The sequence below is a fragment of the Rubrivivax sp. A210 genome, from assembly GCF_904426505.1.
Lineage (GTDB): Bacteria > Pseudomonadota > Gammaproteobacteria > Burkholderiales > Burkholderiaceae_C > Rubrivivax.
The window spans coordinates 400202-415000 of record NZ_CAJGBN010000001.1 but is presented as its reverse complement, the minus strand read 5'-3'; the positions used below and the strand labels follow the sequence as shown (position 1 = coordinate 415000).

General features: G+C 69.8%; 15 protein-coding genes and 1 riboswitch. Of the genes, 4 read left to right on the top strand and 11 right to left on the bottom strand.

Translation table 11 applies throughout. The features are described 5' to 3' along the window. Window positions 1-9: 9 nt before the first annotated feature. The 10 genes from JMV16_RS01730 to JMV16_RS01685 form a co-directional block, all read right to left on the bottom strand. Window positions 10-2187, bottom strand: a complete 2178-nt coding sequence (locus JMV16_RS01730) for a TonB-dependent siderophore receptor (protein ID WP_201492421.1) — start codon at window positions 2185-2187, stop codon at window positions 10-12. A gap of 60 nt (window positions 2188-2247) precedes the next feature. Then, a riboswitch (TPP riboswitch) is annotated at window positions 2248-2348 on the bottom strand. A 110-nt stretch (window positions 2349-2458) separates the two neighbouring features. Beyond that, a complete protein-coding gene (locus JMV16_RS01725) occupies window positions 2459-3535 on the bottom strand; it encodes an NAD(P)/FAD-dependent oxidoreductase (protein WP_201492420.1) in 1077 nt (358 codons plus the stop codon). 7 nt (window positions 3536-3542) lie between these two features. Next, window positions 3543-3866: a ferredoxin FdxA gene (gene fdxA / locus JMV16_RS01720; RefSeq protein WP_201492419.1), complete on the bottom strand. Its 324-nt coding sequence runs from the start codon at window positions 3864-3866 to the stop codon at window positions 3543-3545. 62 nt (window positions 3867-3928) lie between these two features. Continuing rightward, window positions 3929-4687, bottom strand: coding sequence for a uroporphyrinogen-III C-methyltransferase (gene cobA, locus JMV16_RS01715; protein ID WP_201492418.1), 759 nt, complete (start codon window positions 4685-4687; stop codon window positions 3929-3931). Further along, a complete protein-coding gene (locus tag JMV16_RS01710) occupies window positions 4684-5991 on the bottom strand; it encodes a sulfate adenylyltransferase subunit 1 (RefSeq protein ID WP_201492417.1) in 1308 nt (435 codons plus the stop codon). Before JMV16_RS01710 ends, cobA begins: the two co-directional genes overlap by 4 nt. Further along, window positions 5991-6950, bottom strand: a complete 960-nt coding sequence (gene cysD / locus JMV16_RS01705; protein WP_201492416.1) for a sulfate adenylyltransferase subunit CysD — start codon at window positions 6948-6950, stop codon at window positions 5991-5993. Before cysD ends, JMV16_RS01710 begins: the two co-directional genes overlap by 1 nt. After that, window positions 6947-7699, bottom strand: a complete 753-nt coding sequence (locus JMV16_RS01700) for a phosphoadenylyl-sulfate reductase (RefSeq protein WP_201492415.1) — start codon at window positions 7697-7699, stop codon at window positions 6947-6949. The genes cysD and JMV16_RS01700 overlap by 4 nt, the downstream gene beginning before the upstream one ends. After that, window positions 7699-8073, bottom strand: coding sequence for a DUF934 domain-containing protein (locus JMV16_RS01695; protein ID WP_201492414.1), 375 nt, complete (start codon window positions 8071-8073; stop codon window positions 7699-7701). Before JMV16_RS01695 ends, JMV16_RS01700 begins: the two co-directional genes overlap by 1 nt. Window positions 8074-8092: 19 nt before the next feature. Further along, window positions 8093-9802, bottom strand: coding sequence for a nitrite/sulfite reductase (locus tag JMV16_RS01690; protein ID WP_201492413.1), 1710 nt, complete (start codon window positions 9800-9802; stop codon window positions 8093-8095). Window positions 9803-9805: 3 nt separating this feature from the next. Then, window positions 9806-10573, bottom strand: a complete 768-nt coding sequence (locus JMV16_RS01685) for a sulfite exporter TauE/SafE family protein (RefSeq protein ID WP_201492412.1) — start codon at window positions 10571-10573, stop codon at window positions 9806-9808. A 148-nt stretch (window positions 10574-10721) separates the two neighbouring features. On the opposite strand from JMV16_RS01685, the gene JMV16_RS01680 reads away from it, so the two are divergent. Beyond that, on the top strand, window positions 10722-11648 hold the full coding sequence (locus tag JMV16_RS01680; RefSeq protein WP_201492411.1) for a patatin-like phospholipase family protein: 927 nt from the start codon (window positions 10722-10724) through the stop codon (window positions 11646-11648). Between the two features lie 224 nt (window positions 11649-11872). Here the strand turns inward: JMV16_RS01680 and JMV16_RS01675 are convergent, their stop codons facing one another. Continuing rightward, window positions 11873-12445 (bottom strand): phasin family protein, encoded by a 573-nt coding sequence (locus JMV16_RS01675; RefSeq protein ID WP_201492410.1) that lies wholly within the window; start codon window positions 12443-12445, stop codon window positions 11873-11875. A gap of 160 nt (window positions 12446-12605) precedes the next feature. Here JMV16_RS01675 and JMV16_RS01670 point away from each other — a divergent pair, with 160 nt between their 5' ends. Genes JMV16_RS01670 through JMV16_RS01660 form a run of 3 tightly spaced genes read left to right on the top strand, consistent with a single transcriptional unit; the run spans window position 12606 to window position 14751 of the window. Further along, window positions 12606-13583, top strand: coding sequence for a histone deacetylase (locus JMV16_RS01670; RefSeq protein WP_201492409.1), 978 nt, complete (start codon window positions 12606-12608; stop codon window positions 13581-13583). Then, on the top strand, window positions 13580-14050 hold the full coding sequence (locus JMV16_RS01665) for an acyl-CoA thioesterase (RefSeq protein ID WP_201492408.1): 471 nt from the start codon (window positions 13580-13582) through the stop codon (window positions 14048-14050). Before JMV16_RS01670 ends, JMV16_RS01665 begins: the two co-directional genes overlap by 4 nt. After that, the gene (locus tag JMV16_RS01660; protein WP_201492407.1) at window positions 14047-14751 is read left to right on the top strand and encodes a nitroreductase; all 705 of its coding nucleotides are present in this window, start codon (window positions 14047-14049) and stop codon (window positions 14749-14751) included. Before JMV16_RS01665 ends, JMV16_RS01660 begins: the two co-directional genes overlap by 4 nt. Window positions 14752-14799 lie beyond the last annotated feature (48 nt).

Below are 14799 nucleotides of genomic sequence, written 5' to 3'. Positions count from 1 at the left end.
TCCAGGGCTTCAAAAGCTTGCCTGCACGGAAGCTCGCCATGTGCGGGGCGCGAGTGGGTACAAGTACACATGGCTGAACTGGTAGGGCGATTCCTTCCAGGCCTGTTGGTCGGTGGCATTGTCGACGCCCAGGCGCCAGACCAGGGTGGTGGCCTGCCATTGCTGGCGCCAGCGCAGGCCCAGGTCCAGGCGCGTCCAGCCCGGGATGGTCGCGTCGGCGTCGCTCGCGTAGACCTCGCGTCCCGGAGGCAGCACATGGCGCTGGCCCTCGGCGCTGAGCTGGGCCAGCAGCGCCAGGCCGGGCAGTGGGCCGACCGCGAATTCGCTGCCCAGGCGCAGCGTGGCGCGCGGTACGTTGGCGGGGCTACGGCCGTTCACCGCAGCTTGGCTCGAGCCCTGGCGCCGGGCGTCCAGCCACATTGCGCTGGCCTGCCATAGCCAGGGTCCGGTGCGCATCGTGCCGGCGGCCTCCAGGCCGCGGTGGCGGGCGCTGCCGTCGACGATGCGGGTGCAGGGCGTGCTGGCGGTGAAGTCGCAGCGGTCAAAGGTCTGGGGGCGGGTGATGTCGAACAGGGCCACCGAGGCTTCGCCATCGCGGCCGGCATGCTTGAGTCCGATCTCGAGCTGGCGGCTCTGCAGCGTGAAGGTTTCGCCGGCATTGGTGTAGCGCGCCCGGCTGGGCGTGGCTTCGGACTCGAGGCCGCGGCCCCAGCTGGCATAGGCGATGGTCCCTGGTGCCAGTTCGTGGCTCAGCGCCAGCCACGGGGTGGTGAAGGATTGCTCGTAGGGCTTGTCGCCCAGGGCATCGGACGGGGTGATCGTGCGCTGGCTCTTGCGCTCGATGCGCGAGTGGCGAAGGCCGGCAAACAGTTGCCAGGCCGGGGCCAGCTTGACGGTGTCGCGCGCAAAGAGTTCGGTGCTGCGTTCGTCGCGGTGGGTGTTGCTGTCGAGAAAGCCTGCCGACGGCGGGGTTTGCAGGCTGCCGTCCACCTTGCCCAGGCCTGCGATGTCGAACACGGCATCGTTCATGCGCGCCGTGTAGTTCGTGAACAGCAGGCCGGCCTCGACCCGGTGTTCCAGCCCCGCCATGCGCGCCGGGCCCGAGGCCGAGAGTTGCAGCGCGCGGCTGGTGCGCCGCTCGCCTTCGCTCTTGAACTCCCAGTAGGTGAAGCTGCCATCGGGCGCGTAGCGGTCGCAGGTCTGGCCGCAATCAAAGGTATTGGGGTCGAAGAGCCCGAAGGGGAAGGCGGTGTTGTCGTCGGTGCGCAGCTTCTGCTGCATCGCATGGGCGAACAGTTGCCAGTCACCGGCCAGGCGCTGGCGCCAGCGCAGCGAGGCGGTCTGGCCATCGAAGACCACCGGCTGTCGCCAGGGCTGGTCATTGAGGTTGAGGCGGGGGTCGATGTCCTGCGCGCCCGGCACGCTGGCGCCCAGCATGCTGAAGCCGGCCACGCTGGGCTGGCGCTGGCGGCTGATTTCGAGCTCGGCCTGCAGCAGGCTGTAGTCGCCGAGCTGCCAGTCGGCGGCGGCGGCGATCAGGTGGCGCTCGCCGTGCGTGTGGCGTTGAGGCGGGTTCAGATGCTCGTAGGCGGCGTTGATGCGCAGGCCGAAAGTGCCGTCGCTGCCGAAGCTCTCGCCCAGATCCACCGCGCCCAACACGCTGCCGGCGCCGCGCCATTCCATGCGCCCCTGGCGCAGCGTGCCGGCGGGCCGTTTGACGATCAGGTTGACGAGGCCGCCGGGCGCGCTGGTGCCAGCCTGCATGCCGCTCGTGCCTTTCAGCAGTTCCAGCCGTTCCTTGTTGTCCAGCGGCAGCGCGGTCTCGGCATTGATGGGCAGGCCGTCGCGGCGGTAGTTGAAGCGGTTGTCCAGCGTGTAGCCACGCGTCGAGACGATGGCCCAGTAGCCTTCGGCGTTGTAGGCATCGCCCACGCTGGCGTCCAGCCGCGTCAGCGCGCCCAACGAGGCGATGCCGCTGTCGGCCAGCTGCTGCGGGCTCCAGCTCGCGGCCTGCACCGGCGTGCGGGCCAGGGGCATGTCGCCGAAGCCGGCCACGCCGGCATGGCCCTGCTGGCGGGTGCCGGTGATGGTGACGGTGTCCTGCTGCGCCGCCGCTGGCAGCGCGGTGGCCACCGCGGCAGCCAGGGCCACGAGGCGGAGAGGGAAGAAGGGTCTGGGGCTTGCCATCCTGCACGTCCGGTTAGATGGCAGGTCGGCGTATCGGCGGCGCGGGCACGCGATGAGGGCCCTGGCATTCGACTGCTTCCCTGCGCGAGGATTACCTCAATCAGGTTCAAAGGGACTTTCTCAGTCGATGCCTTGCGGCACCAACACCCCTAGCGAAGTGACGCCGGCCAGAGCCGGCGACGGGTGGATTATTGCAGATGCATGAAGCCCGCCAGAAAAGGGCAAGGCCCGCACGCGGCGGGCCTTGTTACGGGGTGAAGGGGCCAGGGCTTCAGTCGAAGACCGGCGTCTCCACGCCCAGCACCTTGTGCAGCTTGGGGCTGGTGGTGGTGTATTGCAGCAGGATGCGCTTCTCGGGGAAGACATAGGGCGCGGCACCGAAGGCGGCCAGCGCGGCTTCGTGGAAGCCCGACAGGATGAGCTTCTTCTTGCCCGGGTAGGTGTTGATGTCGCCGACGGCGAAGATGCCGGGGATCGAAGTCTCGAACTTCTCGGTGTCGACGACGATCTGCTTGCGCTCCAGGCCCAGGCCCCAGTCGGCGATGGGGCCGAGCTTGGGGCTGAGGCCGAAGAACACCAGCAGCATGTCCAGCGGCAGCACGCGGGTGACGCCGTCGCCGCCGGTGAGCTTGAGGCTCTTGAGCTGGCCGTTGGCTTCGTCGAAGCCGGTGACCTGGCCGACCACGAACTGCATCTCGTAGGCGTCGCACAGCTCGCGCATCTTGGCCACGCTGGCCGGGGCGGCGCGGAAGCCATCGCGGCGGTGTACCAGGATCACGCTCTCGGCCTTGTTGGGGCCGTCCTGCACGAAGTTGAGCGTCCAGTCGAGCGCCGAATCGCCGCCGCCCACGATGACCAGGTTCTTGCCCGCGAACTGCGCCGGGTTGCGCACGCGGTAGAAGAGCTGGCTCTCGTCGAACTTGTCGAGGCCGTCCACGCGCAGCAGGCGCGGCTGGAACGAGCCCACGCCGCCGGCGATGAAGATGGTCTTGCTGAGGAAGCGCGTGCCCTTGGCCGTTTCGACGAAGAAGCGGCCGTCTTCCTCCTTGCGCACCACCGTCACCTCGTGGCCGAAGTGGAAGGTGGGGCCGAAGGGCTCGATCTGCTTGAGCAGGTTGTCGGTGAGTTCCTTGCCGGTACACACCGGCACCGCCGGTATGTCGTAGATGGGCTTGTCGGGGTAGAGCTCGATGCACTGGCCGCCCGGGTAGGCGAGCGAGTCGATGACATGGGCCTTGATCTCGAGCAGGCCGAGTTCGAAGACCTGGAACAGGCCCACCGGGCCGGCGCCGATGATGACGGCGTCGGTCTCGATGAGGGGAGCGGCGGAGTTGCTGTCTGCGTTCATTCGGGGTTCAGCGCACCAGTTGATCGAGCTTGTCGCGCCGGTCTTTCCATTCGTCGGCGTCGGGCAGGGCGGCCTTGCGCTTGGTGATGCTGGGCCACTTGGGCGAGAGATCGGCGTTGAGCTTGATGAAGGCGAGCTGGTCGTTCGGCACGTCTTCCTCGGGCAGGATGGCGTTGACCGGGCACTCGGGGATGCAGACCGCGCAGTCGATGCACTCGTCGGGGTCGATCACCAGCATATTGGGCCCCTCGCGGAAGCAGTCGACGGGGCAGACATCGACGCAGTCGGTGTACTTGCAGCGGATGCACGATTCGAGGACGACGTGGGTCATGTGGAGGCTCTTGTCGATGAAGGGGCCGCGGGCGCATGCCGCAACCCGCAAAACCCATGATTTTACGGTGCTGTGACGGGCTTTTCGGCCGCCAAGGCGTGGCGCGCAGGGGTCTTTGCACCCGCCACCACGGCGTGCGCACCGGCGCCCACGGTGACGATGCTGGGCCGGCCGGCGTGCAGCACGGCCGCGGCGCCCAGCTCAGCCAGGCTGTGCGTGCTGGCCAGCGCATCGGTCCAGCCGGCGCGCGAGGCCACGCAGACCGGCGTGTCGGCGCCCCAGCCCGCGGCCAGCAGGCGGCGGCCCAGGGCGCCGAGCTGGCGGCCGGCCATGTAGAAGACCTCGGTGTCGGCGTGGCGGCCGCCCTGCAGCTCGCCCTCGCGCGTCATCGCCGTGGCCAGGCTCACGCTGCGGCCGCTGCCGCGGCGCGTGAGCGGGCGCTGCGTCTGGGCGGCGGCGGCAAGCGCCGCGGTGACGCCGGGCACGACCTCGCAGGCGATGCCGGCGGCGGCCAGGGCCTGCAGCTCTTCTTCGAGGCGGCCGAAGACGCTGGGGTCGCCGCCCTTGAGCCGCACCACGCGCTGATGGCTTTGCGCATAGCGCACCAGGAGCGCGTCTATCGTGGCCTGGCCGGTGCCGTGGCGGAAGCCGCGCTTGCCCACGTCCACCCACAGCGCCTGGGGCGCCATGCTGCGCAGCGCGGGGTCGGTGAGGGCGTCGAACAACACCACCTCGGCCTCGGCCAGGCGGCGCGCGCCGCGCACCGTGATGAGGTCGGCCGCGCCCGGCCCGGCGCCGATGAAGACGACGCGCACCGTCATGTCGGTTGCACCTCGCGCACCAGCAACGCACCGCTGGTGCGGTGGCTGGCGGGGTCGACGACGATCAGCGCGCCGCCGATGCGGTTGCTGGCATAGGGTGCCAGCGGCAGCGGCTGTTGCAGCTCGAACACGACTTCGGCGATGTCGTTGACGGCCAGCGAGTGCGCGTCCTGCGGCTCCAGCGTGTGGATGTCCAGGCAATGCACGATCTCGACCAGGCGCGCCTGCACCCAGCGGTTGCCGTGGCGCACCCAGTACTTGCGGCCCAGCGTGGCGGCCTCGGTGTCCAGCCAGGCCAGCGTCGCGCTGAAGCGGCGCACCGGGGTCAGCGTGCCCGGTGCGGCCAGCCAGTCGCCGCGCGAGACATCGAGCTGGCGGTCCAGCACCACGCCGGCCGACTGCCCGGCCTCGACCGCGGCCACGGTGGCGCCGGCGCGGCGCACCTCGGCCACGATGGCGCGTTCGCCGCTGGGGAAGACCTGCATCTCGTCGCCGGCCTTGACAGCGCCTTGCGCCACGCGGCCCCACAGCACGCGCGGCTGGGCGCCCACGCCCTGGCCTTCACGGGCCACGTATTGCACTGGCAGGCTGAAAGCCCCGTCCAGGCGTTCCTGGGTCGCCGGCAATTGCTCCAGCAGCTGCAGCAGTGAGGGGCCGTCGTACCAATCGGCCACCAGCGGCGTGGTGACGTTGTCGCCGCGCAGCGCCGAGACCGGCACGACGCCGGCCACCGCCATGCCGGCCTCGGCGGCAAAGGCCAGCAATGCATCCCTCACCGCCGCATAGGCGGGGCCGGGGTCGGCCACGGCGTCGAGCTTGTTGATGGCGAACACGATGCTGGGTACGCGCAGCAACTGGGCCAGCAGGCTGTGACGGCGGGTCTGCGGCAGCAGCACGACGGGGCGCGCCGCGAGGTCGAGCTTGGTGATGTCGACCAGCACCACGGCGGCATCGCTGCCGGCGGCGGCGGTGACCATGTTGCGCGTGTATTGCTCGTGGCCCGGGGCGTCGGCGATGATGAACTTGCGCGTCGGCGTCGTGAAGTAGCGGTAGGCGACGTCGATGGTGATGCCCTGCTCGCGCTCGGCCTCGAGGCCGTCGGTGAGCAGGCTCAGGTCGATGGGCTCGCCGGCGGCGCGCGCATGCAGGTTGTCGAGCTGGTCGGCCAGGATGGCGCGGCTGTCGAAGAGCAGACGGCCTATCAGGGTGCTCTTGCCATCATCGACGCTGCCGGCGGTGAGGAAGCGCAGCGCCTTGTGCTGCTGGGGCACGGCCACGGTCTTGGCCTGGGCAATGGCGTTCATCAAAAATACCCTTCCTTCTTGCGCCGCTCCATCGAGGCGTCGCTGGTGCGGTCGTCCATGCGCGTGGCGCCGCGTTCGCTGATGGTGACGGTCAGCGTCTCGGCGACGATGTCGCTGGCGCTGGCGGCGTCGCTCTCCACCGGGCAGGTACACGTCATGTCGCCCACGGTGCGAAAGCGCACCGGCAGCGTTTCGATCTGCTCGCCCGCCAGCGGCGGCGTGACCTCGGTCACCGGCACCAGCAGGCCCTTGCGGCGCACGACTTCGCGCGCATGGCTGTAGTACAGGCCCGGCAGCGGCACGCGCTCGCGCGCCAGGTAGAGCCACACGTCAAGCTCGGTCCAGTTGCTGATGGGGAAGGCGCGGAAATGCTCGCCCGGCTTGATGCGGGTGTTGAACAGCGTCCACAGTTCGGGCCGCTGCTCCTTGGGCTGCCACTGGCCGAAGCTGTCGCGGTGGCTGAAGATGCGCTCCTTGGCGCGCGCCTTCTCCTCGTCGCGCCGCGCGCCGCCGATCAGGCAGTCGAAGCGGTGCTCCTCGATGGCCTCCAGCAGGGCCACGGTCTGGTGGCCGTTGCGCGACTCCAGCGGATGGGCCAGGCGCACGGTGCCGCGGCGGATGCTGTCCTCGACGCTGCCCACCAGCAGGCGCTCGCCCATCTCGGCGACGCGGCGGTCGCGGAATTCAATCACCTCGGGGAAGTTGTGCCCGGTGTCCACGTGCAGCAGCGGGAAGGGCAGGCGGCCGCTGAATTCCTGGCCCGAGACGTGATTCTTGAAGGCCTTCTCGGCCAGGCGCAGCACGACGCAGGAATCCTTGCCGCCGCTGAACAGCAGGGCCGGGCGCTCGAAGGTGGCGGCCACCTCGCGCAGGATGAAGATGGCCTCTTCCTCGAGCGCGTCGAGGTGCTGGTGGTCCAGCCCTGGCAGGAGATGGTCGATGGCGACGGGCGCGTTCATGCGGTGGCTTCCTTGTTGTAGTCGTGGCTCACGTCATGGCTCACATGGAGCCCGCATTCCTTGGCCGCTTCATCCTCCCACCACCAGCGGCCGGCGCGGAAATCTTCGCCCAGCGCGATGGCGCGGGTGCAGGGCTCGCAGCCTATGCTGGGGAAGAATTCGTCGTGCAGCGGGTTGTAGGGCACGTCGTTCAACTGGATGTAGTGCCAGACGTCGGCCCAGCTCCAGTCGGCCAGCGGGTTGATCTTGCTGCGGCCCTGGTCGTCGGCTTCGCTGAAGAGTACGGTGCCGCGGGCGCCGCTCTGCTCGCGGCGCAGGCCGGTCACCCAGGCTTGGCGACCTTGCAGCAGGCGGGCCAGCGGTTCGAGCTTGCGCAGCGCGCAGCAGGCCTTGCGCAGTTCGATGCTCTGGCGCATGGCCATCGCGCCGTGGCGGTCGACGAACTGCACCACCTGTTCGGCCGGCGGCGACCAGACCTCGACGGCCAGGCCGTAGCGCTGCTCGATGCGCGGGATCAGCGCCAGCGTCTGGGCATGCAGGCGGCCGGTGTCCAGCGTGGCCAGCGCGATGGGCAGGCCGTGGCGGGCGATGAGGTCGGTGACGACCATGTCCTCGGCGCCCAGGCTGGTGGTCTGGACGATGCGGCCCGGGTGCGCGCTGGCCGCGGCCTGCAGCACCGCCAGGGCGTTGGCGACGCGGTCCTCGAAGCCGGCCGTGGCACGGGCGTTGAGTGCGATGGCGCGGCTCATCAGGCTTGCTCCACCGTGCGCTCGGGCGGCACGGTCTGGTAATGGGTGTCGAAGAAGCCCAGCGAGCGCTGCGCGCTTTCGAGCTTCTGGTCGGCGCGCAGGCGTGCGGCGCTGAAGCCGCAGCGGCGCAGCAGTGGCGGCATGTCGGTCAGCACGTCGCCGGTGGCGACGATGTCGCCGGCGTAGTGCAGGCGGCCGCGCAGCAGCACGGCCTGCGAATAGGCGCGGCCGTCGGTCCACTTGGGAAAATCCAGCACCACGGCAGCGTGGCGGCGCACCTCGTCGGCATGGGCCAACACGTCGGCTGTGTTGGCCAGCACCAGGGCGCCGGCGGGCAGTTCCTGCTCGGGGGCGATGAAGCGGAAATCGGTCATGTCGGGGGGCTTTCCTGGTTCAGTCCACTGCGGCGGTGCTGCGGCGCACCTCGTCGGCGGCGCGGCGGAAGGGCAGGGGCCCGAGGCGGCGCGAGGTGTCGATGAAGCGCTCACCGGCCTGGCGCTCGCGCAGATAGACGGCGATCACGGCCTCCATCACGTCGGGCACCTCGTCGGCGGCGAACGAAGGGCCTATCACCTTGCCGGCCACCGAGGGGCCGCTGATGGCGCTGCCGTCGGAGCCGGCCACCGTGACCTGGTACCACTCGCTGCCGTCCTTGTCGACGCCGAGGATGCCGATGTGGCCGCTGTGGTGGTGGCCGCAGCTGTTGATGCAGCCGCTGATGTGGAGGTCGATGTCGCCGATGTCGTGCAGTTCGTCCAGGTCGTCAAAGCGCTCGGTGATGGCGGCGGCGATGGGGATGCTGCGCGCATTGGCCAGCGCGCACAGGTCGCCGCCGGGGCAGGCGATCATGTCGGTGAGCAGGCCGATGTTGGGGGTGGCGAAGCCGTCCTCGCGGGCATCGAGCCAGAGCGCGCGCAGGTCGGTCTCGCGCACCCAGGGCAGCAGCAGGTTCTGGTCGTGGGTGACGCGCAGCTCGGCGTGGCTGAAGCGCTCGGCCAGTTCGGCCGCGGCGTCCATCTGGTCGGCCGTGATGTCGCCGGGCGGCAGGCCGGGACGCTTGAGCGACAACGTCACTGCCTTGTAGCCGGGCACGCGGTGGCCATGCACATTGCGCTGCAGCCAGCGTTCGTAGGCTGGCAGCGGCGGCGTGGCCGCGGCGGTGGGCAGCACCGGCAGCGGTGGCAGCGGCTGGAAGTGGGCGGCGACGCGGTCGAGCTCGGCGGCCGGGATCAGCGGTGTGGCCGGGTCGGCGCGCAGCGCCTCGTACTCGCGATTGACGGCGTCGACGAAGCGCTGGCCCTCGGCCTTGACGAGGATCTTGATGCGCGCCTTGTACATGTTGTCGCGGCGGCCGTGCAGGTTGTACTGGCGCACGATGGCCTCGATGTAGACGAGGATCTCGCGCCAGGGCACGAAGGCGTGGAAGGGCACGGCGATCACCGGCGTGCGGCCCATGCCGCCGCCCACGGCCACCGCGAAGCCGACCTCGCCGGCGGCATTGCGGCGCAGCGTGAGGCCGATGTCGTGCCAGGCGGTGGCGGCGCGGTCTTCGCGGGCGCCGGTGACGGCGATCTTGAATTTGCGCGGCAGGAAGGCGAACTCGGGGTGCAGCGTGCTCCATTGGCGCAGCAGCTCGCAATAAGGCCGCGGATCGACCTCCTCGTCCGGTGCGATGCCGGCCAGGGCGTCGGTGGTGATATTGCGGATGCAGTTGCCGCTGGTCTGGATGCCGTGCATGTCCACATCGGCCAGCAGGTCCATCACGTCGGCGCTCTGCGGCAGTGGAATCCAGTTGAATTGCAGGTTCTGGCGCGTCGAGAAGTGGCCGAAGCCACCCCGCTCGGTGGGCAGGCCGGCGTCCTGGCGGTCGTGCTCACGGGCAATGCGGGCCAGCTGGCGCAGCTGGCGCGCAGCCAGTTCGCCGTAGGGCACGGCCACGCGCAGCATGGGGGCGTGGCGTTGCACATACCAGCCGTTCTGCAGGCGCAGCGGGCGGAAGTCGTCGTCGGCCAGCTCACCGGCCAGATTGCGCTGCAACTGGTCGCGGAACTGCGCGGCGCGTGCGCGGACGAACTCGCGGTCGAAATCGGTGTAGGCGTACATAGGTCAGTTAAGCACTTTCAGGCCTGCTCCGAGCAGGGAAACACACAGCACGCCGCGCACAAGCCGCTCGGGCATGGAGCGCGTGAGGCGGGCGCCAAGCCAGATGCCGGGCAGCGAGCCCAGCAGCAGGGCGCCGAGCAGCGCCCACTCAACGTGGCCCAGGGTGGCGTGGCCGATGCCGGCCAGCAGGGTGAGCGGCACCGCGTGGGCGATGTCGGTGCCGACCACCTTGTGCGCCGCCAGGCGCGGGTTGAGCAGCAGCAGCAGGGTGGCGCCGATGGCGCCGGCGCCGATGGAGCTGAGCGAGACCAGCACGCCCAGCAGCACGCCGCTGGCCACGGTGGCGATGAGATGGCGGCGCGGCGTGAGGACGCGCTCGAGGCGCAGGCCCAGGCCGTGCCAGGCGCGGCGGTAGAACACCGCAACCGCGGTCAGCAGCAGGGCCACGCCCAGCGAGGTGGTGAGCGCGCTGGCCCAGCCCTTGGTGATGCCGGTGTAGTGCATCAGCGCCACCGTGGCCAGCGTGGCCGGCACGCTGCCGGCCAGCAGCAGGCCGGTGAGGCGGGTGTCGACGTGGCCCAGCCGCCAGTGCGCCCAGCTGCCACCCGACTTGGTGATGGCGGCGAACCACAGGTCCGTGCCTATGGCCACCGCCGGGTTGAGCTTGAACACGCTCATCAGCAGCGGCGTCATCAGCGAGCCGCCGCCGACGCCGGTCATGCCGACGATGGCGCCGACGCCGAAACCGGCCAATACCGCAATCAGATCCATGCTGCCCTTGAAGGATGAGGGTGAACCCGGAGGGCTCGCCGAAGTGGGGCAATGTAAGAAAAATCCATATCGCCGGGAACTACAAATTAGTAGCTTGCATATACCTATTCGGAATTTGGAGGGTGGCCCGGCTTCCTAGAATGGCCGCATGAAGACAACCCCTCTTTGCCGCGGGACATTTGCCGCGGCCTGGCTGCTCCTGCTGGCGGCCTGCCAGACACCGCCGGCCCATCCACCGATCACGCCGTCCACGCCGCCGCCGGTTGCCGCCGCGGCCTCGGCGCCGCGCCCGCCCTTGCGCCCGCCGCGCATAGGCCTGGCCCTGGGCGGCGGCGCGGCGCGCGGCTTTGCCCACATCGGCGTCATCCAGGTGCTGGAAGAAGCCGGCATACGCCCGGCCCTGGTGGCCGGCACCTCGGCCGGCAGCCTGGTGGCGGCACTGTACGCCGCGGGCAAGACCGGCGCGGAGCTGGAGTCGCTGGCGCTGACCATGGACGAGGGCGCCATCACCGACTGGGCCTTTCCGACGCGCGGGCTGATCCGCGGCGAGGCGCTGGCGCGCTTCGTGCGCGAGCACACCAAGGGCCGCAGCATCGAGCAGCTGCCGCTGCCGCTGGGCATCGTCGCCACCGACCTGGACAGCGGTGCCGCCATCCTGTTCCAGCGCGGCGACACCGGCGCGGCCGTGCGCGCCTCGAGCGCGGTGCCGGCGGTGTTCCAGCCGGTCAAGATCGGCGAGCGCGAATACGTGGACGGCGGCCTGGTCTCGCCGGTGCCGGTGCGCTCGGCGCGCCAGATGGGGGCCGAGCTGGTGATTGCGGTCGACATCTCCAGCCCGCCCGAGGGTGCGGCCACCGACGGCGTGATGAAGATGCTGCTGCAGACCTTCGCCATCATGGGCAAGAGCATCAACCAGTTCGAGTTGCGCGAGGCCGACATCGTGGTGCGGCCGCCGCTGGTGGGCGTGTCGTCGGCCGACTTCACCTCGCGCGTGCGCGCCATCCGCTCTGGCCGCGAGGCGGCCCAGGGGCAGCTGGCGGCGCTGCGTGCCCGCATCACGGCGCTATCGCGCTAGAAGCATCAAGGCCGGAAAAGAAATCGGCCCGGGCTTGCGACCGGGCCGAAAGGCGCACCGCAGAGGCCGGGCGCCGGTTCACAACCTTCCACTCGAGAGACCTGGAACCACGTCCCAGGCCGGTGATGGATGCGGCCGGCGCAAAAAAGTTCAGGCCGGATCGAAATCCGGCCTGAAGCGGCAAGCGGTTCGGGCCGGCCGCAGCCAGCCCGAGGGCGCCTGATTTAGGCGGCGGCGCGCTTGGCGGCCTTGGCGGCGGTGGCCGTCGCGGTCTTGGTGGCGCTGACGGCCGAGTTGGTGATGGCCGTGAAGTTGGCTTCGGCGACTTCGGTGGCTTGCTTGGCAGCCTTGTGAACGCTTTCGTAGGCGTTGTTGGCGGCGGCGACGGCCGACTTCACCAGGGCGACGGCGCTCTCGCTGCCGGCCGGGGCGTTCTTGACAGCGTTGTCGACCAGGGCCAGCACCTTCTTCTGGCCGTCGGCCAGGGTGGCTTCGGTGACCTTGTTCAGCTCGGCGGTGCTGCCGGCCATGATGTCATACAGGTGACGGCTGTAGGCGGCGGCCTTCTCGGCGGCCGGTTGCAGCAGGCCGGCTTGCAGCGACAGCAGCTCTTGCGCGTCCTTCACCGACAGGGCGGCGTAGGTGGTCTCGGCGGCTTCGGCCAGCGAGGTCTTGGCAACTTGCAGGTTCAGCTCGACCAGCTTCTCAACGCTTTCGAAGACCTTGCCGGTGAGGCCGAAGAGGGTCTCGACATTGGCCTTCTGGGCGGCGGCGAATTGTTCGGTGGTGAAAGTCATGGGGATCTCCTGGGGTGGTTGACTTGGAAGACTCGTCGCACCGTTCAGCCAGAATTGCTGCGCTGCAACATGGTGCGAAGTATAGAGAACCCGGCGCACCATGCAAGCACTTTTTGCTGCGATGCAACATTTTAGGTCCGGCTTCCTAGAATCCGGCCCCGTGCGCGCCTTCCACTCCGACCACTTCGTGCTGCCGCTGCCGCCGGGCCACAGCTTCCCGATGAGCAAGTACCGGCTGCTGCGCGAGGCGGCCGAGGCCACGCTGCCGGCGGTGCGCGTGAGCGAGGCGCCACCGGCCAGCGACGGCGAGCTGGCCCTGGTGCATGAGCCCGACTGGATTGCCGCCGTCGCCGAGGGCACGACCACCGCGGCGCAGCAGCGCGAGATCGGCTTTCCGTGGAGCGAGCGCATGGCCGAGCGCGCCCGGCGTTCGGTGGGCGCCACCATCATGGCGGCGCGCACGGCGTTGATGGGTGCAGGGGGCGAGGGCGCGAAGTGCCGAGAGGGCGTGGCCGCCAACCTGGCCGGCGGCACCCACCATGCCTATCCGCACAAGGGCTCGGGCTACTGCGTCTTCAATGATGTGGCGGTGGCGGCGCGGCTGATGCAGGCTGAATGGCACCGCCAGCACCGCGCGCTGCTGCGCGTGATCGTGATCGATCTCGACGTCCACCAGGGCAATGGCACGGCCGCGGTGTTCCGCGACGACGCCACGGTGTTCACGCTCTCGCTGCACGGCGCGCGCAACTTTCCCTTCCGCAAGGAGGCGAGCGACCTCGATGTCGAACTGCCCGACGGCTGCCGCGACGACAGCTATCTGGAGGCGCTGGACCGCGCGCTGGCCCAGGCCTGGGCCCGCCACACCGAGGGCGCGCCCGGCCTGGCCTTCTATCTGGCCGGCGCCGACCCGCACGAGAACGACCGCCTCGGCCGCCTCAAGCTCAGCGCCGAGGGTCTGGCCGAGCGCGACCGCCGCGTGCTCGAAGCGCTGCGACTTCGCCGCATCCCGGTGGCGATCTCGATGGCCGGCGGCTATGGCCGCGAGCTGGGCCAGACGGTGGCCGTCCACCGGCGCACGCTGGAGCTGGCCTGCGATTCCTGGCGTGCGTGGCGGGCGATGGAAGAATGCGCGCCATGAGCACCCGCCCCCAGCCCCTGCCGCGCAGCCACTTCGGCCACTTCGAGACCATCGCCACGCGCTGGATGGACAACGATGTCTACGGCCACGTCAACAACGTCGTCCACTACAGCCTCTTCGACACCGCGGTCAACCGCTACCTGATTCAGGCCGGCGCGCTCGATATCCACGCCGGCGCCGTCATCGGCCTGGTGGTGCGCACGCAGTGCGATTACTTCGAGTCCATTGCCTTCCCGCAGACGGTGCATGCCGGCCTGCGCGTGCTGCGCCAGGGGCGCTCGAGCGTGGAGTACGAGATCGGCCTCTTTGCCGACGCCGCGCCGCTGGCGGCGGCCGTCGGCCACTTCGTCCACGTCTACGTTGCCCGGGACTCGCGCCGCCCGGTGCCGCTGCCTGAAGTGCTGCGCGCCGCGCTCCAAGCCCTGACCCTGCCCGCCCCGCCCACTCCGTCTACCCTGCAAGCATGAACGACGCCATCACTCCCCAGACCACCGCCGCGGTCGACGCCGCCATCCGCTCGCGCCGCTCGCTGCGCGCCTTCCTGCCCACGCCGGTGCCGCGCAAGGTGATCGAGGAAATCCTCGAGGTGGCCGCCCGCGCGCCCTCGGGCACCAACACCCAGCCCTGGAAGGTGCATGTGCTCACCGGCGCTGCCAAGCAGGCGCTGTCCAGCGCGGTGCGTGCCGCCTATGACGACCCGGCCGAACGCGCCCGCCACAGCGAGGAATACGCCTACTACCCCACCGAATGGCGCAGCCCCTACATCGACCGTCGGCGCAAGGTGGGCTGGGATCTGTATTCGCTGCTGGGCATAGGCAAGGCCGACAAGGCGCGCATGCACGAGCAGCACGGTCGCAACTACGCCTTTTTCGACGCGCCCGTGGGCCTGATCTTCACGATAGACCGCGTGATGCAGCAGGGCAGCTGGCTGGACTACGGCATGTTTCTGCAGAACGTGATGGTGGCGGCGCGCGCACGCGGCCTCGACACCTGCCCGCAGGCGGCCTTCACCCAGTACCACCGCATCATCGAGCGGCAGCTGGGCCTGGCCGCCGACGAGATCGTGGTCTGCGGCATGTCGCTGGGCCACGCCGATCCGGCCGCGGTGGAGAACAGCCTGGTCACCGAGCGCGAGCCGGTGTCGGGGTTTGCCCGGTTTCACGAGTAGGGCAGGCACCGGCCTGGGCCATGGGCGCCGTTCCTAGAATGGCCCGGT

Excerpts from the sequence above, each read along its gene's own strand:
- JMV16_RS01730 (WP_201492421.1), bottom strand. The coding sequence starts at position 2,187 with ATGGCAAGCCCCAGACCCTTCTTCCCTCTCCGCCTCGTGGCCCTGGCT.
- JMV16_RS01725 (WP_201492420.1), bottom strand. The coding sequence starts at position 3,535 with ATGAACGCAGACAGCAACTCCGCCGCTCCCCTCATCGAGACCGACGCC.
- fdxA (WP_201492419.1), bottom strand. The coding sequence starts at position 3,866 with ATGACCCACGTCGTCCTCGAATCGTGCATCCGCTGCAAGTACACCGAC.
- cobA (WP_201492418.1), bottom strand. The coding sequence starts at position 4,687 with ATGACGGTGCGCGTCGTCTTCATCGGCGCCGGGCCGGGCGCGGCCGAC.
- JMV16_RS01710 (WP_201492417.1), bottom strand. The coding sequence starts at position 5,991 with ATGAACGCCATTGCCCAGGCCAAGACCGTGGCCGTGCCCCAGCAGCAC.
- cysD (WP_201492416.1), bottom strand. The coding sequence starts at position 6,950 with ATGAACGCGCCCGTCGCCATCGACCATCTCCTGCCAGGGCTGGACCAC.
- JMV16_RS01700 (WP_201492415.1), bottom strand. The coding sequence starts at position 7,699 with ATGAGCCGCGCCATCGCACTCAACGCCCGTGCCACGGCCGGCTTCGAG.
- JMV16_RS01695 (WP_201492414.1), bottom strand. The coding sequence starts at position 8,073 with ATGACCGATTTCCGCTTCATCGCCCCCGAGCAGGAACTGCCCGCCGGC.
- JMV16_RS01690 (WP_201492413.1), bottom strand. The coding sequence starts at position 9,802 with ATGTACGCCTACACCGATTTCGACCGCGAGTTCGTCCGCGCACGCGCC.
- JMV16_RS01685 (WP_201492412.1), bottom strand. The coding sequence starts at position 10,573 with ATGGATCTGATTGCGGTATTGGCCGGTTTCGGCGTCGGCGCCATCGTC.
- JMV16_RS01680 (WP_201492411.1), top strand. The coding sequence starts at position 10,722 with ATGAAGACAACCCCTCTTTGCCGCGGGACATTTGCCGCGGCCTGGCTG.
- JMV16_RS01675 (WP_201492410.1), bottom strand. The coding sequence starts at position 12,445 with ATGACTTTCACCACCGAACAATTCGCCGCCGCCCAGAAGGCCAATGTC.
- JMV16_RS01665 (WP_201492408.1), top strand. The coding sequence starts at position 13,580 with ATGAGCACCCGCCCCCAGCCCCTGCCGCGCAGCCACTTCGGCCACTTC.
- JMV16_RS01660 (WP_201492407.1), top strand. The coding sequence starts at position 14,047 with ATGAACGACGCCATCACTCCCCAGACCACCGCCGCGGTCGACGCCGCC.